This is a genomic window from Streptomyces sp. NPDC002835 (assembly GCF_053591995.1).
In genome coordinates this window covers 159,039-184,978 of record NZ_JBSFUW010000003.1, presented here as the reverse complement: position 1 = coordinate 184,978, position 25,940 = coordinate 159,039, and the positions used below count along the sequence as shown (strand labels likewise).

Here is a 25,940-nt window from a genome sequence, read left to right as displayed (position 1 = left end):
TCCCGTACACCCGCCACAGACCGACCGTAAACTGCCGTAGACATGAGAAACGGGCCCCCACCAGGACTTTCGTCCGGTGGAGACCCGTCTCCGCTGTGCGCGAGGGGGGAGTTGAACCCCCACGCCCTTTCGGGCACTGGAACCTGAATCCAGCGCGTCTGCCTATTCCGCCACCCGCGCATTGGGTGTGTCCTTCGGTGGCCTGACCTGTCCGGTCCGACCCCCTGGCGACATGCAGAAGATTAGCACGGTGCACAGGGTGGATTCACATCCGTTTGTTTGGACCCCTCGAGCGAGGAACAAGGAACGAATCGAGTGGCCGGGGAACGTAGGGCGGCGTCCCCCACTCCTCCTGTATGCGTTCGGTGTGCGGGACACTGTCAGGAGGCCGCCTCTACGATCCGGTGTGAGAGGTGACACTCATCGACGGGGCAGACAAGGGGAACCAGCCGATTTCCCGACGCGTGGATACGATCAGTAAGCAGCACCAGGGCGACAACGACGGAGGAGGTGCCCCATGGGAGTCCTGAAGCGTTTCGAGCAGCGTCTCGAAGGTCTGGTCAACGGCACCTTCGCCAAGGTGTTCAAGTCCGAGGTCCAGCCTGTGGAGATCGCGGGCGCCCTCCAGCGGGAGTGCGACAATAACGCGACGATCTGGAACCGCGAGCGGACCGTCGTCCCCAACGACTTCATCGTGGAGCTCAGCACGCCCGACTTCGAGCGTCTGAGCCCGTACTCGGGCCAGCTCGGCGACGAGCTCTCCGGTCTGGTCCGCGACTACGCCAAGCAGCAGCGCTACACCTTCATGGGGCCGATCAAGGTCCACCTCGAGAAGGCCGACGACCTCGACACGGGCCTCTACCGGGTACGCAGCCGGACGCTGGCGTCGAGTACGTCACAGTCCCCCGCGGGTTCCTCGCCGGCCCCCGCGGGCCGGCCCTTCGGCGGCGACGCCCAGGCCGGCGCCCCCGGCGGATACGGTTACCCGCCGCCCGCCTACGGCGCGGGCGCTCCGGGCGCACCTCCCATGCCGGCCGCGCCGCCTCCCGGCGCACCCCCGGGCCCACGGCCCGGCCCCGCGGCCGGACAGCGGACGCCCGGCCCCGGTGCCATGCCGGGCGCACAAGTACGACGCTGGATCGAGATCAACGGCACACGCCATCAGATCTCCCGCCCGACGCTGGTGCTGGGACGCAGCACCGACGCCGATGTGCGGATCGACGACCCCGGCGTATCGCGCCGGCACTGTGAGATCCGGACCGGAACGCCCTCGACGATCCAGGATCTCGGGTCTACCAACGGCATCGTGGTAGACGGGCAGCACACCACCCGCGCTACGCTCCGCGACGGCTCGCGGATCGTCGTGGGCAGCACCACCATCGTTTACCGGCAAGCCGAAGGGTGAAGCGGGGGCAATGTCAGAGCTGACCCTGACGGTCATGCGGCTAGGTTTCCTGGCTGTTCTGTGGCTGTTCGTCATCGTGGCCGTCCAGGTCATCCGCAGCGATCTGTTCGGGACGCGGGTGACGCAGCGCGGTTCGCGCCGCGGCGCCGAGCCGCGCCCTCAGCAGCAGCGCCAGAACGCCGCACCGCCGCAGCAGCGGCAGCAGGCGGGAGGCCGCCAGCGGCGGGGGGCGCCGACGAAACTCGTCGTGTCCGAAGGCACACTCACAGGTACCACCGTCGCCCTCCAGGGCCAGACCATCACCCTGGGACGGGCGCACGACTCCACAATCGTGCTGGACGACGACTACGCGTCCAGCAGGCATGCCAGGATCTACCCGGACCGTGACGGCCAGTGGATCGTCGAGGATCTCGGGTCCACCAACGGCACGTATCTCGACCGGACCCGACTCACCACCCCGACACCGATTCCGCTGGGCGCGCCGATCCGCATCGGCAAGACCGTCATCGAGCTGCGGAAGTAGTACGACAATGAGCGAGCGGAGCGAGCGAGCCGCAGCGGTCCCCACCGGTGACCTGCACGGGCTGCTCCCGACCGGAGGGTGGGCAGTGTGGCTCGAGACCGGCTGGCGCGACAGTCGCCCGGCGAGCCGACGGGTGAGGTCCGCATGAGTCTTTCTCTGCGTTTCGCCGCCGGATCGCACAAGGGCATGATCCGCGAGGGCAACGAGGACTCCGGTTACGCCGGTCCCCGTCTGCTGGCCATCGCCGACGGCATGGGTGGGCAGGCGGCCGGTGAGGTCGCTTCGTCCGAGGTCATCTCCACGCTCGTCACGCTCGACGACGACGTGCCCGGCTCCGACATCCTGACCTCGCTCGGCACCGCCGTGCAGCGGGCCAACGACCAGCTCCGGATGATGGTCGAGGAGGACCCGCAGCTCGAGGGCATGGGCACCACGCTCACCGCGCTCCTGTGGACGGGTCAGCGGCTCGGCCTGGTGCACGTCGGCGACTCCCGCGCGTACCTCCTCCGCGACGGCGTGCTGACCCAGATCACGCAGGACCACACCTGGGTGCAGCGCCTGGTCGACGAGGGACGGATCACCGAGGAGGAGGCCACCACCCACCCGCAGCGCTCCCTGCTGATGCGGGCGCTGGGCAGTGGCGACCACGTGGAGCCGGACCTCTCGATCCGCGAGGTCCGCGCCGGAGACCGCTATCTGATCTGCTCCGACGGCCTGTCCGGCGTCGTCTCCCACCAGACGATGGAGGAGACGCTCGCCAGCTACCAGGGCCCGCAGGAGACCGTGCAGGATCTGATCCAGCTCGCGCTGCGCGGCGGCGGCCCCGACAACATCACCTGCATCGTCGCCGACGTCCTCGACACCGACACGGGCGACACCCTGGCGGGTCAGCTCAGCGACACCCCGGTCGTCGTCGGCGCGGTCGCCGAGAACCAGCACCAGCTGAACGACGGCGGCGCCATGCAGACGCCCGCCGGCCGCGCCGCGGGGCTGGGACGCCCCGCCGCGCCGAAGGCTCCGAACGGCAGCTTCGGCCCGCCCGGCTCGGGCGACGCCGGAGGGTACGGCGGCATGCCGCCCGAGGGCAGTTTCGGCGCCTACACCGACGACGACTTCGCCAAGCGGGGCGGCGGCCGCAAGTGGCTGAAGCGCTCGTTCTTCATCGTTCTCGCGCTGGCCGTCGTGGGCGGCGGTCTCTACGGCGGTTACCGCTGGACGCAGACCCAGTACTACGTCGGCGCCAAGGGCGAGCACGTGGCCCTGTACCGGGGCATCAGCCAGGACCTCGCCTGGGTCTCGCTCTCGGAGGTCCAGAAGGACCACCCCGAGATCGAACTCAAGTACCTACCGCCCTACCAGCGCAAGCAGGTCGAGGCGACGATCACCGAGGACAGCCTCACGACCGCTCGCGCGAAGGTCGACGAGCTCGCCAAGCAGGCCGCGGCCTGCAAGAAGGACGAGCAGCGCCGCGAGGCGGCCGACCGCGCGAGCAGCCCGCCTCCGGGCGAGGGCCAGGCCGGCGGCACCGCCGGCACGCCCACCACCCAGGACGCGAAGACCAAACCGACCGCAGCCTCTCCCTCCCCGGGTCCCACCCTCTCGGAGGAGGAACAGAAGCTGGCCTCGAACTGCGGCAAGCAGTAATCGTCCGTAGGGGGCCTTCTCCACCATGAGCGTTGTCACCAACACGACCACGATCGGCGCGATCGACGCGCCGAGCCGGCGGAACACGGAGCTGATGCTCCTCGGTTTCGCCGTGGCCATCCCCGTGTTCGCCTACATCAACGTGGGCCTCGCCCTGGACGGCGAGCTCCCCGCGGGCGTCCTGGGATACGGCCTCGGCCTCGGCCTGATGGCCGCCGTGGCCCATCTCGTGGTGCGCAGATTCGCCAAGTACGCGGATCCGCTGATGCTTCCGCTGGCGACCCTGCTGAACGGTCTCGGCCTGGTGCTCATCTGGCGGCTGGACCAGTCTCCGAGGCTGCTCGCACGGAGCGACTTCTCTCCGCAGGCCACGAACCAGCTGATGTATTCGGCGCTCGGCATCGCGCTGTTCGTCGGTGTGCTGCTCGTCCTGAAGGACCACCGCATCCTGCAGCGGTTCACGTATATCTCGATGGCGGCCTCCATCGTCCTGCTGCTGCTGCCGCTGGTCCCGGGACTCGGCGTACCGATCTTCGGCGCCAAGATCTGGATCCGGGTCGCCGGCTTCTCCATCCAGCCAGGTGAGTTCGCGAAGATCGTGATCGCGGTCTTCTTCTCCGGCTACCTGATGGTGAAGCGGGACGCACTCGCCCTGGCCAGCCGCCGGTTCATGGGGCTGTACCTGCCGCGCGGCCGCGACCTCGGTCCGATCCTGATGATCTGGGCGATGAGCCTGCTGATTCTGATCTTCGAGAACGACCTCGGTACGTCGCTGCTCTTCTTCGGCATGTTCGTGGTCATGCTGTACGTGGCCACCGAGCGGACCAGCTGGATCGTCATGGGTCTGTTGATGTCCATGGTCGGCGCTGTCGTCGTCTCCCAGTTCGCGGGCCACGTCCAGGCCCGTGTGGCCGCCTGGCTCGACCCCTTCGAATGCCTGGAGACCGCCGAGCCGGGCACGAGCACCGCCTTCGCCTGTGACCAGATGTCACAGGTTCTGATGTCGTTCGGCGCCGGAGGAACCCTCGGCACCGGTTGGGGGCAGGGCAACTCCGATCTGATCGCCTTCGCCGCCAACTCCGACTTCATCTTCGCGACCGTCGGCGAGGAGCTGGGGCTGGCCGGGGTGATGGCCTTCCTGCTGCTGTACGCCCTGATCATCGAGCGCGGCGTACGGACCGCGCTGGCGGCCCGCGACCCGTTCGGCAAGCTGCTCGCGATCGGCCTGTCCGGCGCCTTCGCCCTCCAGGTGTTCGTCGTGGCCGGCGGTGTGATGGGCCTCATCCCGCTGACCGGTATGACGATGCCGTTCCTCGCGGCCGGTGGTTCGTCCGTCATCGCCAACTGGGCCCTGATCGGCATCCTGATCCGTATCAGCGACACCGCGCGCCGTCCCGCGCCCTCGCCCGCCCCGTCACCCGACGCCGAGATGACCCAGGTGGTCCGACCGTGAACAAACCCCTGCGCCGGATCGCGATCTTCTGCGGAATCCTGGTCCTCGCCCTGATGATCCGGGACAACTGGCTCCAGTACGTCCGGGCCGACGAGTTGAACACGCACAAGAAGAACAAGCGCGTCGAGATCGAGCGCTACGCGCACGAGCGCGGCAACATCATCGTCGAGGGCAAGGCGATCACCGGCTCCGTCGAGACCGAGGACGACTACTACAAGTACAAGCGGACCTACACCAACGGCCCCATGTGGGCCCCGGTGACCGGTTACGCCTCCCAGGTCTTCGGCGCCAACCAGCTCGAGAAGCTCGAGGACGGCATCCTCAGCGGCAACTCGGACCAGCTCTTCTTCGACCGCACGATGGCGATGTTCACCGGCGACGAGAAGAAGGGCGGCAACGTCGTCACCACCCTCAACGGCAAGGCGCAGAAGGCCGCCTACGAGGGTCTCGGCGACAAGAAGGGCGCCGTCGCGGCGATCGACCCGAAGACCGGCAAGATCCTCGCCCTCGCCTCCACCCCGTCGTACGACCCCTCCTCCTTCGCCGGCCGGCTGAAGAAGGACGGCGAGGCGTGGACGGCACTGACCCAGGACAGTGACAAGCCGATGCTGAACCGCGCGCTGCGCGAGACGTACCCGCCCGGCTCCACGTTCAAGGTCGTCACCGCCGCCGCCGCACTCGAGTACGGCGCCGTCAAGGACATCAACGATCCGACCGAAACCCCCGAGCCGTACATCCTCCCCGGCACCCGTACAGAGATGGTCAACCACGCCAGCGGCTGCGAGAACGCCACCCTGAACAGGGCCATGGAGGTCTCCTGCAACTCCGTCTTCGCCAAGCTCGGCGACGACGTGAGCCGGGACAAGATGGTCGAGATGTCGGAGCGGTTCGGCTTCAACAACCCGGAGATCGACACCCCGGTCCGTGCCGCCGCCTCCGTCTACGACAAGACGATGAGCCGGGACGGCAACGCGCAGTCCTCCATCGGCCAGTTCAACACCGCGGCCACCCCGCTCCAGATGGCGATGGTCACGGCGGCGATCGCCAACGACGGCAAGCTGATGAAGCCGTACATGGTCGACAAGCTGGTCTCCCCGGACCTGGACGTCATCCAGCAGAACGACCCCGAGGAGATGAGCCGCCCGATCTCCGCGGAGAACGCCCAGCTGCTCCAGCAGATGATGGAGAACGTCGTCGAGAGCGGCACCGGCGGCAACGCGGCCATCGACGGCGTCAAGGTCGGCGGCAAGACCGGTACCGCCCAGCACGGCGAGAACAACAGCAAGAACCCGTACGCCTGGTTCATCTCGTACGCCAAGGACGACAACGGTTCGCCCGTCGCGGTCGCGGTCGTGGTCGAGGACAGCAATGCCCGCCGTGACGACATCTCCGGTGGCGGCCTCGCCGCCCCGATCGCCAAGGCCGTGATGCAGGCGGTACTGGACAAGTAGTAGTGACGAGCATCACTCCCGCCCTTCATACCTGCACATTGCGATACCGGTCGGGTATCAGCTGCCGATTGCGGGCGGATCAAGTACGGCGTGCCCGGTAGCCTTTGCGCGAAACAGCACACCGGAGGACCACACACGGGTGCGGTCGGGACTGACGGAGAGGGCTGGAACAGTTATGGAAGAGCCGCGTCGCCTCGGCGGCCGGTATGAACTGGGCTCGGTGCTCGGCCGCGGTGGCATGGCCGAGGTCTACCTCGCCCACGACACCCGGCTCGGCCGCACTGTCGCCGTGAAGACGCTGCGGGCCGATCTCGCCCGCGACCCGTCCTTCCAGGCCCGGTTCCGCCGTGAGGCCCAGTCCGCCGCCTCGCTCAATCACCCGGCGATCGTCGCTGTCTACGACACGGGTGAGGACATGGTGTACGAAGGGGCCTCCGGCGGGGGCCCCGGCGTCTCGATCCCGTACATCGTCATGGAGTACGTGGACGGGTCCACCCTCCGTGAGCTGCTTCACTCCGGCCGCAAGCTGCTGCCGGAGCGGACGCTCGAAATGACCGTGGGCATCCTGCAGGCGCTCGAGTACTCGCACCGCGCCGGCATCGTCCACCGCGACATCAAGCCGGCCAACGTCATGCTGACGAGGACCGGTCAGGTCAAGGTCATGGACTTCGGTATCGCCCGGGCCATGGGCGACTCCGGCATGACCATGACCCAGACCGCGGCCGTCATCGGCACCGCCCAGTACCTCTCTCCGGAGCAGGCCAAGGGCGAGCAGGTCGACGCCCGCTCGGACCTCTACTCGACCGGTTGCCTGCTCTACGAGCTCCTCACCGTCCGCCCGCCCTTCGTGGGGGACTCGCCGGTGGCCGTGGCCTACCAGCACGTACGGGAAGAGCCGCAGCCGCCCAGCAACTTCGACCCCGAGATCACGCCCGAGATGGACGCGATCGTGTTGAAGGCCCTGGTCAAGGACCCGGACTACCGCTACCAGTCCGCCGACGAGATGCGCGCGGACATCGAGGCCTGCCTCGACGGCCAGCCGGTCGCCGCCACGGCGGCGATGGGCGCGGCCGGCTACGGCGGCTACGGTCAGGGCGACCAGCCGACCACGGCGCTGCGCCAGGCGGATCCGGCCGGCCAGACGTCGATGCTGCCGCCCATGAACCCGGACGACGGCGGCTACGGCTACGACGACCGCCAGGGCCGCAGGCGCCAGAAGAAGTCCAACACCTCGACCATCCTGCTGGTGCTCGCGGGCATCCTGGTGCTCGTCGGCGCGGTGCTGATCGGCAAGGAGCTCTTCGACACCAGTGGCGGCGGCGGCCAGGTGCAAGTACCTCAGCTGGTCGGTTCCACGCTGGAGGAGGCCAACGCAGCGGCCAGGAACGCCGACGTGCAGGTCACCCAGTCCGGCACCGAGCGCTGCGACCAGCCCAAGGGCAGCATCTGCTCCCAGGACCCCAAGCCCCCGGCCAAGATGGACGTGGGCGACACCATCCAGGTCGTCGTCTCGGAGGGCGCGCCGAAGGTCAAGGTCCCCACCGTGCTCGACATGGACAGCGAGCAGGCGACCGAGATCCTCAAGGACGAGAAGTTCAAGGTCGAGATCAAGGAAATTGAGTCCTCCGAGGAGGACCCCGGCACGGTCCTCGAGCAGGATCCCGCCGGCCGCTCCATGGCCGAGGCCGGAACCACGGTCACTCTCACCGTCGCCAAGCAGGAGCTGCAGGATCTTCCGAACGTCGTCACCCAGCAGATCGTCCCGGTGACGAACCAGTTGCAGTTGCTCGGGTTCGAGGTCGAAGCGGTCGATGTCGACTCCGACAAGCCCAAGGGCGAGATCATCGCCCAGAGCCTGCCGGCCGGCAAGCACCCCAAGGGCTCCAAGGTCACCCTCCAGGTCTCCAAGGGCCCGGCCCAGACCCAGGTGCCGGTTCCGGGTGACATCTTGGGCAAGAAGGTGTCCGAGGCCCGACAGATCCTTCAGCAGGCCGGATTCACGAACATCCAGATCGCCCCGGGCAAGCCGCAGGACGAGAACGCCGTCGTCATAAATTCCAACCCCACTCCGGGCACGCCGGCCGACCCGGCCCAGCCCATCTTCCTCGAAACCATCGGTGGCGGGGGTAACGGCGGCAACGGCAACGGCGGTGGAGACGGCGGCGGCGGCTTCATCGGCGGCAGCATCGGCGACGACTGACGCGACGCTCCGCACCTCGCACAGCAGGCAGCACTGAGCCCCGGCACCTTCCAGGTGCCGGGGCTCAGCCCGTGCCGGGGGCGCCGGACGTCAGCGCAGCTCCGCCGGCGGCGTGCGTGCGTCGTCGACCTTCTCCGTACGCTCCAGCTCGCCCCAGACGATGTACCGGTAGTTCGACGTGTAGATCGGCGTGCACGTCGTCAGCGTGATGTACCGGCCCGGCTTCGTCTTCCCGGACTCCTTCGGGACGGGCTGCAGGACGTTCACGTTGTACTTCGAGGTCTTCGGCAGCGTCTTGTAGACCTTGTAGACGTACCAGGCGTCCTTCGTCTCGAAGACGATCGGATCGCCGTTCTTGATCTTGTGGATGTTGTGGAACTTGGCTCCGTGCCCGTCCCGGTGCGCGGCGAGCGTGAAGTTGCCCTCGTCGTCCCAGGGGAGGGCCGACTTGATCGGCTCGGTGTAGTAGCCGGCGATGCCGTCGTTGAGCTCCTCTGTCTCGGTGCCCTTCTTCACCAGCACCTCGCCGTCGCCCATGGCCGGCACGTGGAGGAAACCAATGCCGTCCCGCAGGTCCAGATCCTTCTTCTCCGAGCTCTCCGGGCCGCTGTTCGCCCAGTCCTCGCGGATCCGGTCGCTCTGCTTGGAGGCCTCACGGTCGGCGAGGACATTGGTCCACCACAGCGAGTAGGCGACGAAGAGCCCCAGCACCACGCCCGCGGTGATCAGCAGCTCTCCGAAGACACTGATGGCGCCGGCGATCCGGCTTCGTGCACGTGCCACTGCACCTGTTCCCTGTCTTGAGGTGTCCGGGGGTCTCAGCGTCCCGGCGTCTCAGCCGACGAGTGCGTCGGGTTTGCCCTCGCTGCGCGGCCGTTCGTCGACCATCTTGCCCCACACGATCATTCGATACGTACTCTTGAATTCCGGGGTGCACGTCGTCAACGTGATGTACCGGCCGGGCTTGGTGAAGCCGGACTGCTCCGGTACCGGACTGATCACGCTCACGTTCGACGGCACGGTCTGCGGAAGAATGCTCGACATTTCGTACGTGTAGTACTTGTCCCGCGTCTCGACGACGATCGGGTCTCCCGGCTCGAGCCGGTTGATGTACCGGAACGGTTCGCCGTGGGTGTTGCGGTGACCCGCGACCGCGAAGTTGCCCTGCTTGTCCTCGGGCATCGCCGTCTTGAGCTGTCCCTCGCCGTAGTGGCCGACCATGCCCCGGTCGAGCACCTTGTTCTTGTCGATGCCCTCGGCGATCGGCACGACGACGTCCAGCTTGGGGATGTACATGATGGCGAAGCCCTGGCCGGGTTCGAAGGCGTCGGGCTTGCGGCCGTTCGCCCAGTCCTCCTGGATCTGGTCGGTGGCCCTGTCGGCCTGCTGTCCCGCGAGCACGTTCGTCCACCACAGCTGGTAGGTGACGAACAGCAGCATCAGGACGCCGAAGGTGATGAACAGTTCACCGATGGCGCGGCTGGCCACGACCGTCGGGCTGTCCTTGGCCGCACGGGCGGCCCGCCGGGCCTCGACACGGCTGAGGGGTCTTCCCGGCTCCGCCGGCTCCACGGGCTGCGCGGCAGAACGCCTGCGGCCCCGCCCCTTGGCCGCCCTGCGCCGCTCCGCGCGACCCGGCCCGGGGGCCGTCTCGGCGGCGCGGCGTGTGTCGGACGTCCGCAGGGCCACCGTCTCGTCGTCGGGCACCAGGATCGGATCGGACACCGGGGTCCGCGGCTCCGGTTCGGGGACGTGCACCTGCTCCGGCTCCGGCGCGGTGGCCTGCGCGGGGACGGGCCCCGGCTCGGGGGCGTACCAGTCGTTCCCGTACGTCTCCGTCTCGTCCACGGGGTACGGGTCGGCCGCCCACTCCTGCTGCGGTGCCGGCGGCCGGCCGGCCGCCGGGACGTTCGCGGCCCTGAACCACGGCGATCCGTGCCCCCCGGGAGGGACGGGGTCCGTCAACGGGTCGTAGACCGGCTCGCCCTGGCTCTCCGGCTCGTACCCGTAGCGGTGTTCGTACTCGTGGTCGTGCTCATGGCCGGGGCGCACGGCGCTCACGCCAGAGCCTTGCCCACCACCGGTGCGAGCCCTGCCGAACGCCCGATCGCGCCGGCGTCCCCGCACTGCTCCAGCCAGTTGGCGAGCATCCGATGGCCGTGCTCGGTCAGCACCGACTCGGGGTGGAACTGCACGCCCTCGACCGGCAGCTCACGGTGGCGCAGCCCCATGATGATGCCGTCCGCCGTGCGGGCCGTCACCTCCAGCTCGGCCGGGAACGGAACCGGCTCGGCCGCCAGGGAGTGGTAGCGCGTCGCGATGAAGGGCGACGGCAGGCCGGCGAAGACGCCCGTGCCGTCGTGGGTGACGGGCGAGGTCTTGCCGTGCAGCAGCTCCGGCGCCCGGTCCACCACGCCGCCGTAGGCGACGGCCATCGACTGCATGCCGAGGCAGACACCGAAGACGGGCACCCCGGTGTCGGCGCAGTGCCGCACCATGTCGATGCAGACACCGGCCTCCTCGGGAGCGCCGGGGCCGGGGGAGAGCAGTACGCCGTCGAAGCCGTCCTGGGCGTGTTCCAGGGCGACTTCGTCGTTGCGCACGACCTCGCACTCGGCGCCCAGTTGGTACAGGTACTGGACGAGGTTGAAGACGAAGCTGTCGTAGTTGTCGACGACGAGAACGCGTGCGCTCACTGGGCTCCTCCCTCTCCGTCCACCGTCACGTCGCCGAACGGAAGCAGTGGCTCCGCCCACGGGAAGACGTACTGGAACAGCACGTAGACGACCGCGAGGGCGAGTACGAGTGAGATGAGCGCCCGTACCCATACATTGCCCGGCAGATGCCGCCAGATCCAGCCGTACATGCCGTCCCTTTCCGTTCGGTACGGCACCAGACTAAAGGGCCGCAGGGGCCCGTGGGTCAGGTGCGCAAAGCTGGTGGTTCGCCGTCGGTCACAGGGTGGGTCGCGTCGAGGCGGGCCCAGGCGATCAGCCGGTGGCTGCTGCCCCACTCCGGCTCGCAGGTCGTCAGCGTGAGATAGCGACCCGGCTCGTCGAAGGCGGCCGCTTCCTCGTTCATCGGCCGGGGCACCGGATCGATGACGCCGACGTCGCCCGGGACCGTCCGGTACGGCTTGTTCGCGACGCGGTAGGTGAACCAGGTCGTCCCGTCCGTGAGCACCACCGCGTCTCCGGGGCGCAGCCTCGGGAAGTCCTTGAAGGGGTCGCCGTGGGTGCGGCGGTGCCCGGCGACCGCGAAGTTGCCTCTGGCTCCGAGCACGGCCGTGGAGGCGTAGTGCCCCAGTCCCTTCTTGAGCACGTCGGCGCCGGTGCCCTGGAGGACGGGCCAGTCCCAGCCGGCGCCGAACCGGGGGATGTACATGACCGCGAAGGGCTCACCGGGCTCGTACGCCGTCGGCACGGGCTCGGGATCCTCCCGGCCCGAGGCCGGCGGCCCGGCCCCCGGGGCCGCCGCCCAGTCGGCTTCCAGACGGCCGATCTGGCGGTCGGTGGCGTGGCCGGCCTGGATTCCGGTCCAGAAGAGCAGATGGACGACGAACAGGACGATCAAGGTGCCGACGGTGATGCACAGTTCGCTGAAGGTCCGGACGAGCACACGTACCGAGATCGACACCGGCTCCCCCAAGCGCCAGAGGCTTTACCCGACGGGCTTCGCGTAGTGGAGATCCACTGTGCCCGAGTAGCCGGGAAGAGTCACCGACTCCTTCTCGTCGACCTTCCAGCCGAGCCCGTACGCCTCGACGTACAGCTGGTAGTTCTGGATGGCGGGGGAATCGGACAGGGCCTTCTGAAGCTTCTCCTGGTCGCCGACAGCGGTGACCGTGTAGGGCGGTGAGTAGACACGGCCCTGGAGGATGAGCGTGTTGCCCACGCACCGTACGGCGCTGGTGGAGATCAGCCGCTGGTCCATGACCTGGATGCCCTTGGCGCCGCCCTGCCACAGCGCGTTGACGACTGCCTGGAGGTCCTGCTGGTGGATGACCAGGTCGTTGGCCTGCGGCTCCGGGTAGCCGGGCGCGGCCCGGGCGTCCGGCGGAGCGTCGTTCAGGGTCACGGTCAGGGCGCTGCCCCCCAGCGGATCGGTGCCGGCGGAGTGCTGCAGAGCCTTCAGCTTCGCGTCCTCGGCCTGCGTGGATCCGTCGTCGCGCTGGGCGAGGGCGTCCACGTCGCCGCGCACGGCCGCGGTGGACGCCTCGAGCTCGCCGTTCTTGTCGCTGCGCTGCTGGACCAGGTCGGACAGCCGCAGCAGGGAGTCGTCCGTGCGCAGGTCTGTACCCTTGGCAGTGTTGAAACTGGTCACGAAGATCAGCCCCGCGAGGGCGAAAACGGCAGCCGTCAGCAGCCGGACCGGTCGCCAGGTGAATCGGCGATCGGGGCCTTGCGGGGAGTCGGCAGAAATGCTCAACGTACCCTTATCTCCTTCGGCACCGCGGAAGCACTACGCTAACGGACGCCCGGGGGCAGCAGTGGCCCCCCTGGTTCCGGCCCCGGCGCCAGCCACACAGTTCCCTGCGCGGTAACGCAGCGCATCGACAGGAGAGTCCCTCGTGCCGAAGTCACGTATCCGCAAGAAGGCCGATTTCACGCCGCCTCCGGCCGCGAAGGCGGTGTCCATAAGGCTCACCAACCGCAGCTGGGTCGCGCCGGTGATGCTGGCGCTGTTCCTGATCGGGCTCGCCTGGATCGTCCTCTTCTATGTGACGGAGGGCGAGCTGCCGATCAGCAGCTTCGGCAACTGGAACATCGTCGTGGGCTTCGGCTTCATCGCTGCCGGCTTCGGCGTCTCGACCCAGTGGAAGTAGTTGCACGGCAGTCGGCTGCCTGAGTCCCCGGGCGGGAGTTGTCCACACCGTTTTCCACAGGCCGGGGAAAAGGTCAGAAGATCTGTGGATAACTCTCGCTCTGTTGACGCCGATGTGACTGCGTCGGCCATGTCGATGAAGCGATCCGCCCCTTGCCGCTCCTGGAAAACCCCAGCTCAGCGACGAGGGGCACGCTTGTTCCCCACGGGATGCACAAGATCCGCCACACGCTGTGGACAACTCTGGGGAAAGCTCGGCCGCCGGAGCCGTACGGTCAGGTGATCGAAGCGGTCCTGGCGACGACCACGGCGACGGTCGCGAGCAGGACGAGCGCGCAAGTGGCGAACTGGACGGTGTTGCGGCGCTTGCCCGGCGGGGCGTGGACCAGACCGTAGGCGATCGCGACCCCTGCGACCAGGCCACCGATGTGGGCCTGCCAGGCGATGCCCTCCCAGTAGAACGTGATGACGAGGTTGATCGCGATGAGCACGGCGATGGGCCGCAGGTCGTACTTGAGCCGGCGCATCAGCACCACGGTGGCGCCGAGCAGACCGTAGATCGCACCGGAGGCCCCGAGCGAGCCCTGGTTCGGGTCCTCGAGCAGATACGTCAGGGCACTGCCGGCCAGACCGGAGATCAGGTAGAGCGCCAGATACCGGACCCTCCCCAGCGCCTCCTCCAACGGGCCGCCCAACCACCACAGCAGCAGCATGTTGAAGAAGATGTGCCAGGCCTCCTCGTGCAGGAACATCCCGGTGGCCAGGCGGTACCACTCACCGTCCGCCACCCCGACGACCTCCGTCAGGCGCGGGTCGTAGGCCAAGCCGATCATGGCGAACCGGTCGACGAACTCCTCCCGCAGCCCGAGCGCCAGGCCGAAAATGGCGATGTTGAGCCCCAGCAGGATCTTCGTCACCAGCCGCGAGTCCGCCACGACGGCGCCGCCCGCGATCGTCCGCGGCCGCGTCGCGTCCGGCCGGTGCCCCGTACCGGAACCGGTGCGGACACACTCCGGGCAGTGGAACCCGACCGACGCGTCGACCATGCAGTCCGTACAGATCGGACGGTCGCAGCGGGTGCAGCTGATCCCCGTCTCACGGTCCGGATGCCGATAGCAGGTGGGCAGGCCGTGGGCGCCCTGCGGCTCCTGCGGGCTGCCTGGCGCCTGGTCCATGAGGTCACCTCGTCAATCTGGGCTCGCGACATCGCCCCGTCCATCCTTACGGACGGACGAGGCGAAAAGGTTCCCCTGCGGGAAAACCGGCGCCGACGGGCTGCGACGCGCCTTGCCGCCGTGTCCGGGCACCTACCCCCGGCATGGCGCTCGAACGCGTCCCGCCGCCATGCCTCAGCGGGTCTCGACGACCACCGACTCGATCACGACGTCGTTGACCGGGCGGTCGGTGCGCGGGTTGGTGTCGGTCTTCACGATCGCGTCCACGACCCTCTTGCCGGCCTCGCTGCTGACCTCGCCGAAGATCGTGTGCTTGCGCGTCAGCCAGGCGGTCGGGGCCACGGTGATGAAGAACTGCGAACCGTTGGTGCCGGGGCCGGCGTTGGCCATGGCCAGCAGATACGGCTTGTCGAAGGACAGGTCCGGGTGGAACTCGTCCTCGAACTCGTAGCCGGGGCCGCCCGTGCCGTTGCCCAGCGGGTCGCCACCCTGAATCATGAAGCCGCTGATCACGCGGTGGAAGACCGTGCCGTCGTAGAGCCTGTCGGTGGACTTCTTGCCGGTTGCCGGGTGGACCCACTCGCGCTCACCCTGTGCGAGTTCTACGAAGTTCTTGACCGTCTTGGGCGCGTGGTTCGGCAGAAGCCGGATCTCGATGTCGCCTTGGTTGGTCTTCAGGGTGGCGTAAAGCTGCTCGGCCACGATCTGCCTTCCGTAAGTCGTCTCTGACGTCGCACGATCCTCGCACGGAAGGACGGCCTTACGGACAGAAGCGGCCGGGTCTTCGTCGCACCGGCGCGTTCCGTGCCGAACAGTGGCATCGTCGTCCACATGTTCCCGACGTTCCCGGCATGACCCGGATGCCCGCCCCCACATGCCGGGGCGGCGTTCAACGGGCATGATTTCGAACCGGGTGGATAGGCGGAAACAGTGCCCCAACCGGGGACAAACTCCAGTCACCCTCAGTACGCCACCGAGGAGGAGGATCCCGTGACCCGCATGGACAGCGTGCGCGCCGCGACCGGTACGGCGAAGGACAGCGTGCTGCACGCCGCGGACGTGGTGGCGCCATACGCCGGCACGGCCAAACACCAGGCCGCGCATTATGCGCAGGAGGCCCGCGTACGGCTCGCGCCGAAGGTTTCCCAGGCCGCCACAGCGGCCCGTGTTCAGTACGGCAGTCGTGTCGCACCACACGTACCGCCGAAAGTCGATGTCGCCGCGCGCCGCGCCAAGGTGCAGGCCAGGAGGGCCGCCCGGCAGGCGGCCGACTACACGGTCCCGCGCGTCGAGCACGCGATGGCCGCCGCTCAGCCCGTGCGGGAGGAGGCCGCGGCCCGTTCGGCTGCCGCTCTGGCCGCGCTGCGCGGTCAGGTGACGGCCAAGGAGATCCAGAAGCTGGTGAGGAAGCATGAGCGGCGGTCCCGGGCCGGGCGCCTCGCCAAGGGCCTCGCGGTCCTCGGTGTGCTGACCGGCGGTGCCTTCGCCGCGTGGAAGTGGTGGGACAAGCAGGCCAACCCCGACTGGCTGGTGGAACCGCCCGCCGCGACGGAGGTTTCCGACCGTGCCCCGCTGACGTCGGTCGACGGCAGTACGCAGGCCGGGCTCGACCCCGAGGTGCAGGTGAAGCAGGGCGAGGCAGAGACTGGGGACCAGGACGACCGTCGCTGACGGTCAGCCGTACTTCGGACTTCGGGCGCCGGGAGTGGAGAACGCTCCCGGCGCCTCATGCTGCGACGAGCGCGGTGAGTGCGGCCCGGATCTCCTGCTCGGCGCGGAGCTCCTCCGCGATGCGGGCGTCCTGGGCGGCACGGGCGGCCTGCGCGGCGCGGAAATCGGCCGGAGCGGCGATCGGGGAGTCGGCGGGGGCAGCGGCGGCCGGTGAACCCGCGGGAGCGGCGGCGGCCGGTGAACCTGTGGTGGCAGCGGTCGGGGCGCCGGCCACGTCGGACGTGGTGGGGGCGGCGGGGCCGGCCACAGTGAACGGGGAGCCGACCGGCGAACCCTCACCGGCACCGGTGCGCGTCTGGCCCTCGGCGAACGCGGTGGACGTGTGCCCCACAGTGGACGTGGTCGGTCCGGAGGGCGCAGCGCTCCTAGTGGAAGCGGTGGACGCGGTGGGCGCGGTCGAAGGGGTGGAAGCGGTGGGCGCGATGTCCTCGGCGGGCGCAGCGGGAACCACGGCGGAGGCCCGAGACGCGCCAGTGGAAGCCGTAGCGCCCAGCATCGCCGCGAGGCTCCTGGCGGGAGCGGCGTCGCTCGTGTCGACAGCGGGCAGGTGCCGCACGGACGGCGACGAGCCGTGCGCCTCGGCGCTGATGCGCTGCTTCATCGTCGGTGGCAGCGACCGCTCTCGTGCGGTCGGCGTCGGCCGGGTGGCCGGTCGCCTGTTCTGAGCCGGCACGGTTGCGCGCCGGGCCTGCGGCCGGACCGTCTCGGCCGGCTCGTCCGCCGACTGCGCGGCCGGCCGAGCCGCGGCGGCCGCGGCGCCGGTGGTGAGCCCCACCGAGGCAAGCAGAGCAAAGAACGCGGTGATGAACGCGTTCCACAGATTCCTGACCTTGAAGGCGGCCATGACCCCTCGCTTTCGGGTTGGTCGTTTTACATACCTTCCTCATGATGTGTACGCATCCCGAGAAGTGGGGGAGCGACGCCGCCGCTGCGCAGTTCTTCTGATGAACACCACCCGGATGGTCCAGCCCGCCGTGCCGAAGCCCCGACTTGCGGTCCCGCCGGAGCCCGTCCAGGGCTGCACCGTACTCATCACACAATGGCGAACATGCAGGTCAGCGCGGCGGAAAGGGCTCTCGCCGGACTGCTTCGGCGAGCGACCGCCCGGCAGGGTCACCGGCTCGACGAGGCTCCGGAACCCGTCATGGCGCAATGCCGAAGGGCAGTGGAGGCACCGGCGGCCGATTCGACAGACGCGCCGCGTGCCGTTAGACGGCGGTCGAGAGGCCGGCCGCGGGAAGAGAGAGCCGCAGAGAAACAGAGAGGTCCCCGACCGGCTTCGCGGTCGGGGACCTCTCTGATCCGAAGTGGAGCCTAGGGGAGTCGAACCCCTGACATCTGCCATGCAAAGACAGCGCTCTACCAACTGAGCTAAGGCCCCGGAACGGCGGAATACCCGAGGAGAAGGAACGCCCCGGCGACCGCCGTGGACCAGAGTACCGGGTCACCCCCATGATCCTGCAAAAACATCGGGCTTCCCGCCGGTACTCCCCGTCACCGACCACGCTCCGTAAGATGCACCACAAGGTTCGCGACAGCGAAGCCGCTTGGGGAAGCGATGGGGAGACGCTCATGGATGCAGCGCAGCAGGAGACAACCGCAAGAGCCAGAGAACTGCAGCGCAGCTGGTACGGAGAGCCGCTCGGTGCTCTCTTCCGGCGTCTCATCGACGACCTGGGGCTCAATCAGGCCCGCCTCGCGGGCGTCCTCGGTCTTTCCGCCCCCATGCTGTCCCAGTTGATGAGCGGTCAGCGAGCCAAGATCGGAAACCCCGCGGTCGTGCAACGCGTCCAGGCGTTGCAGGAGTTGGCCGGCCAGGTGGCCGACGGCAGCATGAGCGCCGTGGAGGCGACCACCCGGATGGACGAGATCAAGAAGTCGCAGGGCGGCTCCGTCCTGACCGGCACCAATCATTCGACCAGCACCTCGGGGGCGCCGACGGTCCGCCGTGTGGTGCGGGAGATCCAGTCCCTGCTCCGGTCCGTCTCGGCGGCCGGGGACATCATCGATGCGGCGGACTCCCTCGCCCCGACCCATCCGGAACTGGCAGAGTTCCTCCGGGTGTACGGCGCGGGGCGCACCGCCGACGCGGTCTCGCACTTCGAGTCGCACCAGAGCTGAACGAGGCGGGCAGTCGCCACCACGAGGAACCGGGGAGCTGGCGCAGCACATGGGTGAGGTCTTCGCTGGTCGGTACGAGCTGATCGACCCGATCGGGCGCGGTGGCGTCGGCGCGGTGTGGCGCGCCTGGGACCACCGCCGCCGCCGCTATGTGGCGGCGAAGGTTCTGCAGCAGAGCGACGCGCACACCCTGCTCCGTTTCGTGCGTGAGCAGGCGCTCCGGATCGACCATCCCCATGTCCTCGCCCCGGCCAGCTGGGCCGCGGACGACGACAAGGTGCTGTTCACCATGGAGCTGGTGAGCGGTGGCTCCCTGGCTCATGTCATCGGTGACTACGGGCCGCTCCCGCCGCGGTTCGTGTGCACCCTGCTCGATCAGCTGCTGTCCGGACTCGCCGCGGTGCACGCGGAGGGGGTCGTGCACCGCGACATCAAGCCGGCCAACATCCTGATGGAGGCGACCGGGAAGGGACGGCCCCACCTCAGGGTCTCCGACTTCGGGATCTCCATGCGCAAGGGCGAACCCCGGCTGACCGAGACCAACTATGTGGTGGGGACGCCCGGTTACTTCGCTCCAGAGCAGATGCTCGGCGCGGAGCCGGACTTCACCGCCGACCTCTTCGCGGCGGGCCTGGTCGCCCTCTATCTGCTGCAGGGCAGGAAGCCTGACTCCCAGGCCCTGGTGGAGCATTTCGCCGAGCACGGCACGCCGAGCGCCCCTCAGGGGGTTCCTGAGCCGCTCTGGCAGGTGATCGCGGGGCTGCTGCAGCCCGATCCGCAGGCGCGGTTCCGCAGCGCCACAGGAGCGCGCAAGGCGCTCACGACGGCCGTGGAACTGCTCCCCGAGCCCGCGCCGGACGAGGAGCCCGTCGAGGTCTTCGACCAACTCGGGCCGCTCCCGGTGGGCTTCGGACCGAACGGCCCCGAGGCAGCGCAGCAGGCACCCGGCCAGGCCGCGCCCGTACAGCAGCCCGCTCCCCCTTCGGAGACCGGCAGCTTCCATCTGGCCCCACCACCCCAGCAGCCACCCGCACAGCCACCGCACACCACTCAGCTGCACCCTGCTCAGCCGCATCCGCCGGCCGCGATGCCCGCCGTGGGCGAGTCCACGCCGAGCCCGACCCGGCTTCCCTCCTCCGCTCCTGTCGCGGCACATGCGGGCTCCCCCCTGCAGACCCAGCCGATGCAGCAGACGCCGCCGTCGTTCGGCGGGCCCGCTACTCATACGTACACCGCTCACGCGCCTCAGGTTCCACAGCGAGGCACCGGAAAGCGGCCGGGACCGCCCCCGAAGGTCGCGGTCCCGGTGCTGCTCGTCGCCGTGCTCTGCTTCGCGGTGGGGATCTGGGCGCTGACCCAGGTCTGAGCCCGCCGCACTTCCCGCCCGCTTCCCGCTTTCCCGCCGGCCTCCGCGGCCGGTCAGTGCCCCTGCGGGGGTCCGGGCTGCCCGTATCCGTACTGCTGGTGGCCGTACCCCTGCTGGTACCCCTGGACAGTGTCCTGCGCGGGGCCCTGCGGGCCGGGCTGTCCCGGCAGGGCGAAGGCCGCCGGTTCCGCGTCCCGCGGAGTACCGCGCCGGGCCAGCAGCGTCCAGACGCCGAGGCCCAGCACCAGCAGGGTCCCGAGGCCGATCCCCCCGACGGCGAGCAGCATCATGCTGTCGCCCGTCGCCGCCTCCTCGGCGCTCTTGCCGGTCTCGGCCGCCTCCTGGTCGTCCTCGGTGACCTCGAAGTCGCCGGCCGGGCCGGCGTAGGCGGGAGCCCCCTCGGGCTCGCCCTCGACGTTCACCCGGAGCGTCAGCGGCACCGGGCCTTTGCCGTACTCCTCCGCGATCTGCGGGTTGAGCGTGACGGAGAGGTAGTACCAGCCGGCGAACCTCATGGCGCCGACCGAATCGTCGGAGTCGTAGCGGTTCTCGTACGCCACGGGCGGCAGCGGGTCCAGCGAGACGGTCTTCTGCTTGCCGTCGTAGTACATGCTGGACTCGTCGTCGACGAAGCCCCTCGCCGGGTTGTACAGCGCGAGCACCAGGGCGTTGCTGACGCTCTTCGCCCCGTCACCGGTCGGGCTGTTGGCGAGATCGGCGCCGGCGAAGATCTGCTGTCCCCAGTCGACCGGCACCCGGTAGAAGAGCGTCTCGCCGGGCTTGATGCTGTCCTGCCACTCGCCCTCGCCGAGGCCGGTGGAGTCGTGGAAGCTGGTGCCGCCGTGACGCCGCTGCGGCCCGCTCGTCGGCGCCGCCGGCGAGGCCGAGGACCAGCTCTCGGGAGCCTCGGTGGGGCCGGCGGCCTTCAGCCCCGGCTCGGAGGCGTAGCGGAGCTCGACGTCCCACGTCTCCTGCGTGGACTTCTCGTCCCCGGACCGCTCCAGCACCACGTAGTACGCGCCGGCCTGCTGACAGCCGGTGCTGTCCTTCTCGATCCGCCGGCTCGCGTAGTTGGCCACCGGCCGGGCGTAGCCCGCGGAACCGAAGGCGGCGTCGCCGTCGCTGCACTCCGACCCCGACTTGTCCTCGATGCTCACCTCGAGCTTGTCGAGGTAGCCGACCTTCGTGCCCAGCTTGGGGACGGCCACCGCGGAGACGAAGGCGTTGGACTTGTCGTCCAGGTTGATGCGGTAGTAGAGCTTCTCGCCCGGCTCGATCGAGTCCCTGTACGTCGAACCGGCCGTCAGCTCGGGACCGTTGATGTTGACCGGGTTGCCCTCGACGGGCTTCGCCTCGCTGTCGAAGACATAGGGGCTCGGCTCGCCGGCCGCCCACGACTGTCCCGGCAGCGTGGCCACCACGCATGCCGCCGCCACCCCGGCGAGCGCCACCCGGCCCCTGCCGCGCTGCCTCTTCACGCGCTTCTCCTTGTGGTCGACGAGTCCGCCGGGTAGCCGGTCGGCCCGGTGCCATCCTGCCCCGGCCGCCCCTCCGCTGTCTGCGCGCGCGGGCGAATCACCCCTCTTGTCCGCCCACGACTTGGCCGCGTCCCGTCGGACGGCGACGCGGCCCTTCCCCCGGCGCCGCACACCACACCTGCGATATTTGCATTAGCAAGCGAATCGTTCACCGAAGTGAATCACGCTCCTCCGGAAACAGCCGGGACAGCACAGAGCCCCGGCCGCTTCCGCGGCCGGGGCCTATGTCCAAGAAAACGCTGCGTCTCACACACCCGAACCTGCGGGCACGGAGTCGGTCGCCTCCGTCCACAGATCCTGCTCGGCGCGATCCGCCTGGATCTGGCGGTACACGAGGAGCCCGCCGATGGCGGCCAGTGCGACCAGGAGAAGCTTCTTCACCGCGCGACCTCGTCTTTCCTTGACGTATGAGGACTTCTGGCGCCCGACTATACACACCGACCGATACCGATCGGTGACCTGCGCCCGGCGTCGGCCGGCTCATGCCGCGCCCCCAACTCCGGTGACCGACAAAGCACCAGAGCCCGGCCGGTCGGTTACGTTCACACGTGGCGGTTCGAGCGGTGCGGGGCACGGGGGGCGCATATGGGGAGACGGCGACGCAGAGGGCCCATGAGGAGCTCAGAAGCCGAGGCCATCACTCGGTATCGCCGGCTACGGCGGCAAGGTCGTCAGCAGCTGCGGTTCGACGGTCCGCGGATGCAGACGAAGATGGCGCAAGGCTGGAAGGGTGCCCGCTTCAGGCCGTCCTTCGTCCTCGTCGGACTGACTCTGTGCGCAGTCGGCGTCGTGCTCTGCGGGACCGGCCTTCTCCTCATCGGTCCACACTCGGAGCTGGCCTACGAGCTGGTTGCTCGAGGCGGTTATGCGCCGGCGGTCGGAGTGCTGATCATGGTCGGTCACCCCACCAAGGTGCTGATCGCTCGGCGGAGGTGGCGTACTCGGCTCCGCGAAGCCACCGCTCCCCCTTCCGGGGAACCTCGAGCCGACCTGGGGAGCACACCTAGGTCAATGAAGCGACTTCGGCCGGAGCCGCATGCCAAAGGCCCCCAACCGGAATCGGCTGGGGGCCTTTGTACTGGTGGGGCTAACAGGATTTGAACCTGTGGCCTCATCCTTATCAGGGATGCGCTCTAACCAACTGAGCTATAGCCCCGCCGCGCTGCGCGCTGACCTCTGAAGATTAGCGCACACGCGGTGCAGCGCCAAAATCGGAATCCCGGGGACCCCGACGCGGCGCTACTCGTCCTCGGCGAGCGTGAGCTCGACACCGCCCACAAAACCGGCGGAGAGGTTGTAGATGAAGGCCCCGAGCGTCGCCAGCGCTGTGGCCAGCACCACATCGATCACCGCGATGACCGAGGTGAAGATGAGCACCCGCGGCAGCGAGAGGAACGACTGGAGGTCGAAGCCGTTGCTCTCGTTCGAGCCGGTGGCCTCGCTGATCGTGCCGCCGACGGTCGAGAAGACGCCCATCGCGTCCATGACCATCCACAGCACGGCGGCGGCGACCACCGTGCAGATGCCCAGGGCGATGGAGAGCAGGAAGCTGACCTTCATCACCGACCACGGGTCGGCCTTGGCCACCCGCAGCCGTGCCTTGCGGGTACGCGGCGTCGTACGGGCCCCTGTGCGCGGCCTGCGCACCGCGGCGGCCGCGTCCTGGCCGGTGCGCTGCTGTCCGCCCTGCGTCCCGCCCGGCGAGGGATACGCCTGCGGAGGGTGGTACGGCTGGCCGACCTGCGGGGCAGGCTGCTCGCCGCCATACGTCTGGTACGGGGGCTGCTGCCCCCGGGTGTCCGTCACTGTGGCCCCCTGGGAGTCCGCGGCAGGGCCACGGGCACCGTTCGCTCCGGATGCGGCCGGTCCGGCGCCCGTGGCTCCACTCACGCTCTACTCCTCGTGCTCCCCGGCCGAGGACTGTGTGCCCTCGGCTGCCGCCTCGGCCGGCTCGATGTCGGCCTCCACGGTCCCTTCGACCTCTTCGGCCTCACGACCGGCCTCGGCGTTACGAGCGATGCCGACGACGGCATCGCGCTTGCCCAGGTTGATCAGTTGGACGCCCATGGTGTCACGGCCAGTCTCCCTGACTTCGTTGACTCGCGTGCGAATCACACCGCCGCCGAGCGTGATGGCGAGGATCTCGTCGGTCTCCTCGACCACCAGCGCGCCCACGAGCGTGCCGCGGTCCTCCACGATCTTGGCGGCCTTGATACCCAGACCACCGCGGCCCTGGACGCGGTACTCGTCGACAGCGGTCCGCTTCGCGTACCCGCCATCGGTGGCAGTGAACACGAACGTACCGGGCCGGACGACATTCATCGAGAGCAGTTCGTCGCCCTCACGGAAACTCATGCCCTTGACGCCGGACGTCGCACGTCCCATCGGGCGCAGCGCGTCGTCCGTGGCGGTGAAGCGGATGGACTGCGCCTTCTTGCTGATGAGCAGCAGGTCGTCCTCCGCGGAGACCAGCTCGGCGCCGATCAGTTCGTCGTCCTCGCCGCTCTCCGTCTCACGGAGGTTGATGGCGATGACGCCGCCGGAGCGCGGCGAGTCGTAGTCCTTCAGGGGCGTCTTCTTCACCAGACCGCCCTTGGTGGCGAGCACCAGGTACGGCACGGCCTCGTAGTCGCGGATCGCCAGGATCTCGGCGATCTGCTCGTCCGGCTGGAAGGCCAGCAGGTTGGCGACGTGCTGGCCGCGCGCGTCGCGGCCGGCGTCCGGCAGTTCGTACGCCTTGGCCCGGTAGACCCGGCCCTTGTTGGTGAAGAACAGCAGCCAGTGGTGGGTGGTGGAGACGAAGAAGTGGTCGACGATGTCGTCTTCCTTCAGCTTCGTGCCGCGCACCCCCTTGCCGCCGCGCTTCTGCGAGCGGTAGTCGTCGGTCTTGGTGCGCTTCACATAGCCGCCACGGGTGATCGTGACGACGATGTCCTCCTCGGCGATCAGGTCCTCGATGGACATGTCACCGTCGAAGGGCACCAGCTTGGAGCGGCGGTCGTCGCCGTACTTGTCGACCAGCGCCGTCAGTTCGTCGCTGACGATGCCGCGCTGCCGCTCGGGCGAGGCGAGGATCGCGTTGTACTCGTTGATCTTCGCCTGGAGCTCGTCGTGCTCCTGCACGATCTTCTGGCGCTCCAGGGCGGCCAGCCGGCGCAGCTGCATCTCGAGGATGGCGTTGGCCTGGATCTCGTCGATCTCGAGCAGGCCCATCAGGCCCCCTCGTGCGACGTCGACCGTGTCGCTGCGCCGGATCAGCGCGATGACCTCGTCGATAGCGTCCAGCGCCTTGAGCAGACCGCGCAGGATGTGCGCCCGCTCCTCGGCCTTGCGCAGCCGGAACTGGGTGCGCCGGACGATGACCTCGATCTGGTGCGTCACCCAGTGGCGGATGAACGCGTCCAGCGACAGGGTCCGCGGCACTCCGTCGACGAGCGCCAGCATGTTGGCGCCGAAGTTCGTCTGCAGGTCGGTGTGCTTGTACAGGTTGTTCAGCACGACCTTGGCGACGGCGTCGCGCTTCAGCACGATCACCAGGCGCTGGCCGGTGCGCGACGAGGTCTCGTCGCGGACGTCCGCGATGCCGCCGATCTTGCCGTCCTTGACCAGGTCGGCGATCTTCTGCGCGAGGTTGTCCGGGTTAGTCTGGTACGGGAGTTCGGTGACCACCAGGCACTGGCGGTTCTGGATCTCCTCGACCTCGACGACCGCGCGCATCGTGATGGAGCCGCGACCGGTGCGGTACGCCTCCTCGATGCCCTTGCGTCCGACGACCAGCGCGCCGGTCGGGAAGTCCGGGCCCTTGATCCGCTCGATCAGCGCCTCGAGCAGTTCCTCGTGCGTGGCCTCGGGGTGCTCCAGCGCCCACTGGGCGCCGGCCGCGACCTCGCGGAGGTTGTGCGGCGGGATGTTGGTGGCCATGCCGACGGCGATACCGGCGCTGCCGTTGATCAGCAGGTTCGGGAAGCGCGCCGGCAGGACCGTCGGCTCCTGGTTCCGGCCGTCGTAGTTGTCCTGGAAATCGACGGTCTCCTCGTCGATGTCCCGGAGCATCTCCATGGCCAGCGGCATCATCTTGCACTCGGTGTACCGCATGGCTGCGGCCGGGTCGTTGCCCGGGGAACCGAAGTTGCCGTTGGAGTCCACCAGCGGCATCCGCATCGACCAGTGCTGGGCGAGGCGGACCAGGGCGTCGTAGATCGAGGTGTCGCCGTGCGGGTGGTACGTGCCCATGACGTCACCGACGACGCGGGCGCACTTGTAGAAGCCCTTCTCAGGCCGGTATCCACCGTCGTACATCGCGTACAGCACGCGGCGGTGGACGGGCTTGAGGCCGTCCCGCACGTCGGGCAGCGCGCGCGAGACGATGACGGACATCGCGTAGTCGAGATACGAACGCTGCATCTCGGTCTCGAGCCCCACGGGCTCCACACGCATGCCCACGCCCGGAACGATGGGCTCCTCTTCGGGCGTCACAGGGGTGTTCTCGTCGGCCATTGCTGGTCTTCA

23 protein-coding genes and 3 tRNA genes are annotated in these 25,940 nt (G+C 68.8%); 10 read left to right on the top strand and 16 right to left on the bottom strand.

Annotation, left to right across the window (positions count from 1 at the left end; all coding sequences use genetic code 11):
* Positions 1-96: 96 nt before the first annotated feature.
* Positions 97-180 (bottom strand) — tRNA-Leu (locus ACWD01_RS05060).
* Positions 181-517: 337 nt separating this feature from the next.
* On the opposite strand from ACWD01_RS05060, the gene ACWD01_RS05055 reads away from it, so the two are divergent.
* From ACWD01_RS05055 to pknB, 6 genes are all read left to right on the top strand, one after another.
* A complete protein-coding gene (locus ACWD01_RS05055) occupies positions 518-1,405 on the top strand; it encodes an FhaA domain-containing protein (RefSeq protein WP_451158170.1) in 888 nt (295 codons plus the stop codon).
* 10 nt (positions 1,406-1,415) lie between these two features.
* On the top strand, positions 1,416-1,928 hold the full coding sequence (locus tag ACWD01_RS05050; protein ID WP_356898032.1) for an FHA domain-containing protein FhaB/FipA: 513 nt from the start codon (positions 1,416-1,418) through the stop codon (positions 1,926-1,928).
* Positions 1,929-2,072: 144 nt separating this feature from the next.
* The gene (locus ACWD01_RS05045) at positions 2,073-3,572 is read left to right on the top strand and encodes a Stp1/IreP family PP2C-type Ser/Thr phosphatase (RefSeq protein ID WP_451158168.1); all 1,500 of its coding nucleotides are present in this window, start codon (positions 2,073-2,075) and stop codon (positions 3,570-3,572) included.
* Positions 3,573-3,597: 25 nt separating this feature from the next.
* Positions 3,598-5,025 carry an FtsW/RodA/SpoVE family cell cycle protein gene (locus tag ACWD01_RS05040; RefSeq protein WP_451158166.1) on the top strand — a complete coding sequence of 476 codons (1,428 nt, stop codon included), beginning with the start codon at positions 3,598-3,600 and terminating at the stop codon, positions 5,023-5,025.
* A complete protein-coding gene (locus tag ACWD01_RS05035; protein ID WP_451158164.1) occupies positions 5,022-6,476 on the top strand; it encodes a peptidoglycan D,D-transpeptidase FtsI family protein in 1,455 nt (484 codons plus the stop codon). The genes ACWD01_RS05040 and ACWD01_RS05035 overlap by 4 nt, the downstream gene beginning before the upstream one ends.
* Before the next feature lie 175 nt (positions 6,477-6,651).
* Positions 6,652-8,676, top strand: coding sequence for a Stk1 family PASTA domain-containing Ser/Thr kinase (pknB, locus tag ACWD01_RS05030; protein ID WP_451158162.1), 2,025 nt, complete (start codon positions 6,652-6,654; stop codon positions 8,674-8,676).
* 90 nt (positions 8,677-8,766) lie between these two features.
* Here the strand turns inward: pknB and ACWD01_RS05025 are convergent, their stop codons facing one another.
* The 6 genes from ACWD01_RS05025 to ACWD01_RS05000 are packed head-to-tail and all read right to left on the bottom strand — an operon-like array spanning position 8,767 to position 13,104.
* Positions 8,767-9,459, bottom strand: coding sequence for a class E sortase (locus ACWD01_RS05025; RefSeq protein ID WP_451158160.1), 693 nt, complete (start codon positions 9,457-9,459; stop codon positions 8,767-8,769).
* A gap of 51 nt (positions 9,460-9,510) precedes the next feature.
* Positions 9,511-10,737: a class E sortase gene (locus tag ACWD01_RS05020; protein ID WP_451158158.1), complete on the bottom strand. Its 1,227-nt coding sequence runs from the start codon at positions 10,735-10,737 to the stop codon at positions 9,511-9,513.
* The gene (locus ACWD01_RS05015; RefSeq protein ID WP_451158156.1) at positions 10,734-11,372 is read right to left on the bottom strand and encodes an aminodeoxychorismate/anthranilate synthase component II; all 639 of its coding nucleotides are present in this window, start codon (positions 11,370-11,372) and stop codon (positions 10,734-10,736) included. Before ACWD01_RS05015 ends, ACWD01_RS05020 begins: the two co-directional genes overlap by 4 nt.
* Complete coding sequence (locus tag ACWD01_RS05010) at positions 11,369-11,542, bottom strand: hypothetical protein (RefSeq protein WP_356898025.1); 174 nt, start codon at positions 11,540-11,542, stop codon at positions 11,369-11,371. Before ACWD01_RS05010 ends, ACWD01_RS05015 begins: the two co-directional genes overlap by 4 nt.
* 56 nt (positions 11,543-11,598) lie before the next feature.
* Complete coding sequence (locus ACWD01_RS05005; protein WP_451158376.1) at positions 11,599-12,306, bottom strand: class E sortase; 708 nt, start codon at positions 12,304-12,306, stop codon at positions 11,599-11,601.
* 30 nt (positions 12,307-12,336) lie between these two features.
* Positions 12,337-13,104, bottom strand: a complete 768-nt coding sequence (locus ACWD01_RS05000) for a DUF881 domain-containing protein (protein ID WP_451158154.1) — start codon at positions 13,102-13,104, stop codon at positions 12,337-12,339.
* Between the two features lie 142 nt (positions 13,105-13,246).
* Between ACWD01_RS05000 and crgA the strand changes: the two genes are divergently transcribed.
* Positions 13,247-13,501: a cell division protein CrgA gene (gene crgA / locus ACWD01_RS04995; protein WP_451158152.1), complete on the top strand. Its 255-nt coding sequence runs from the start codon at positions 13,247-13,249 to the stop codon at positions 13,499-13,501.
* A gap of 274 nt (positions 13,502-13,775) precedes the next feature.
* Here crgA and ACWD01_RS04990 read toward each other — a convergent pair whose 3' ends face one another.
* Both ACWD01_RS04990 and ACWD01_RS04985 read right to left on the bottom strand, forming a co-directional pair.
* Complete coding sequence (locus tag ACWD01_RS04990) at positions 13,776-14,675, bottom strand: rhomboid family intramembrane serine protease (RefSeq protein ID WP_451158150.1); 900 nt, start codon at positions 14,673-14,675, stop codon at positions 13,776-13,778.
* Between the two features lie 174 nt (positions 14,676-14,849).
* The gene (locus tag ACWD01_RS04985) at positions 14,850-15,377 is read right to left on the bottom strand and encodes a peptidylprolyl isomerase (RefSeq protein WP_451158148.1); all 528 of its coding nucleotides are present in this window, start codon (positions 15,375-15,377) and stop codon (positions 14,850-14,852) included.
* Between the two features lie 288 nt (positions 15,378-15,665).
* On the opposite strand from ACWD01_RS04985, the gene ACWD01_RS04980 reads away from it, so the two are divergent.
* On the top strand, positions 15,666-16,346 hold the full coding sequence (locus ACWD01_RS04980; RefSeq protein WP_451158146.1) for a DUF5324 family protein: 681 nt from the start codon (positions 15,666-15,668) through the stop codon (positions 16,344-16,346).
* Positions 16,347-16,401: 55 nt separating this feature from the next.
* On the opposite strand, the gene ACWD01_RS04975 is transcribed toward ACWD01_RS04980, so the two are convergent.
* A complete protein-coding gene (locus ACWD01_RS04975; protein WP_451158144.1) occupies positions 16,402-17,250 on the bottom strand; it encodes a DUF6344 domain-containing protein in 849 nt (282 codons plus the stop codon).
* Positions 17,251-17,714: 464 nt separating this feature from the next.
* Positions 17,715-17,787, bottom strand: a tRNA-Ala gene (locus ACWD01_RS04970).
* 191 nt (positions 17,788-17,978) lie between these two features.
* Here ACWD01_RS04970 and ACWD01_RS04965 point away from each other — a divergent pair.
* Both ACWD01_RS04965 and ACWD01_RS04960 read left to right on the top strand, forming a co-directional pair.
* Positions 17,979-18,527, top strand: a complete 549-nt coding sequence (locus ACWD01_RS04965; protein ID WP_451158142.1) for a helix-turn-helix domain-containing protein — start codon at positions 17,979-17,981, stop codon at positions 18,525-18,527.
* Between the two features lie 49 nt (positions 18,528-18,576).
* Complete coding sequence (locus ACWD01_RS04960; protein WP_451158140.1) at positions 18,577-19,893, top strand: protein kinase domain-containing protein; 1,317 nt, start codon at positions 18,577-18,579, stop codon at positions 19,891-19,893.
* A gap of 53 nt (positions 19,894-19,946) precedes the next feature.
* Here ACWD01_RS04960 and ACWD01_RS04955 read toward each other — a convergent pair whose 3' ends face one another.
* From ACWD01_RS04955 to gyrA, 5 genes are all read right to left on the bottom strand, one after another.
* Positions 19,947-21,371: a hypothetical protein gene (locus tag ACWD01_RS04955; RefSeq protein WP_451158138.1), complete on the bottom strand. Its 1,425-nt coding sequence runs from the start codon at positions 21,369-21,371 to the stop codon at positions 19,947-19,949.
* Positions 21,372-21,677: 306 nt separating this feature from the next.
* Entirely contained in the window at positions 21,678-21,812 is a 135-nt protein-coding gene (locus tag ACWD01_RS04950) for a DLW-39 family protein (RefSeq protein WP_003958712.1), read from the bottom strand.
* A gap of 698 nt (positions 21,813-22,510) precedes the next feature.
* Positions 22,511-22,587, bottom strand: a tRNA-Ile gene (locus ACWD01_RS04945).
* 83 nt (positions 22,588-22,670) lie between these two features.
* Positions 22,671-23,237 (bottom strand): DUF3566 domain-containing protein, encoded by a 567-nt coding sequence (locus tag ACWD01_RS04940; RefSeq protein WP_451158136.1) that lies wholly within the window; start codon positions 23,235-23,237, stop codon positions 22,671-22,673.
* A gap of 87 nt (positions 23,238-23,324) precedes the next feature.
* A complete protein-coding gene (gene gyrA, locus ACWD01_RS04935; RefSeq protein ID WP_451158134.1) occupies positions 23,325-25,928 on the bottom strand; it encodes a DNA gyrase subunit A in 2,604 nt (867 codons plus the stop codon).
* Positions 25,929-25,940 lie beyond the last annotated feature (12 nt).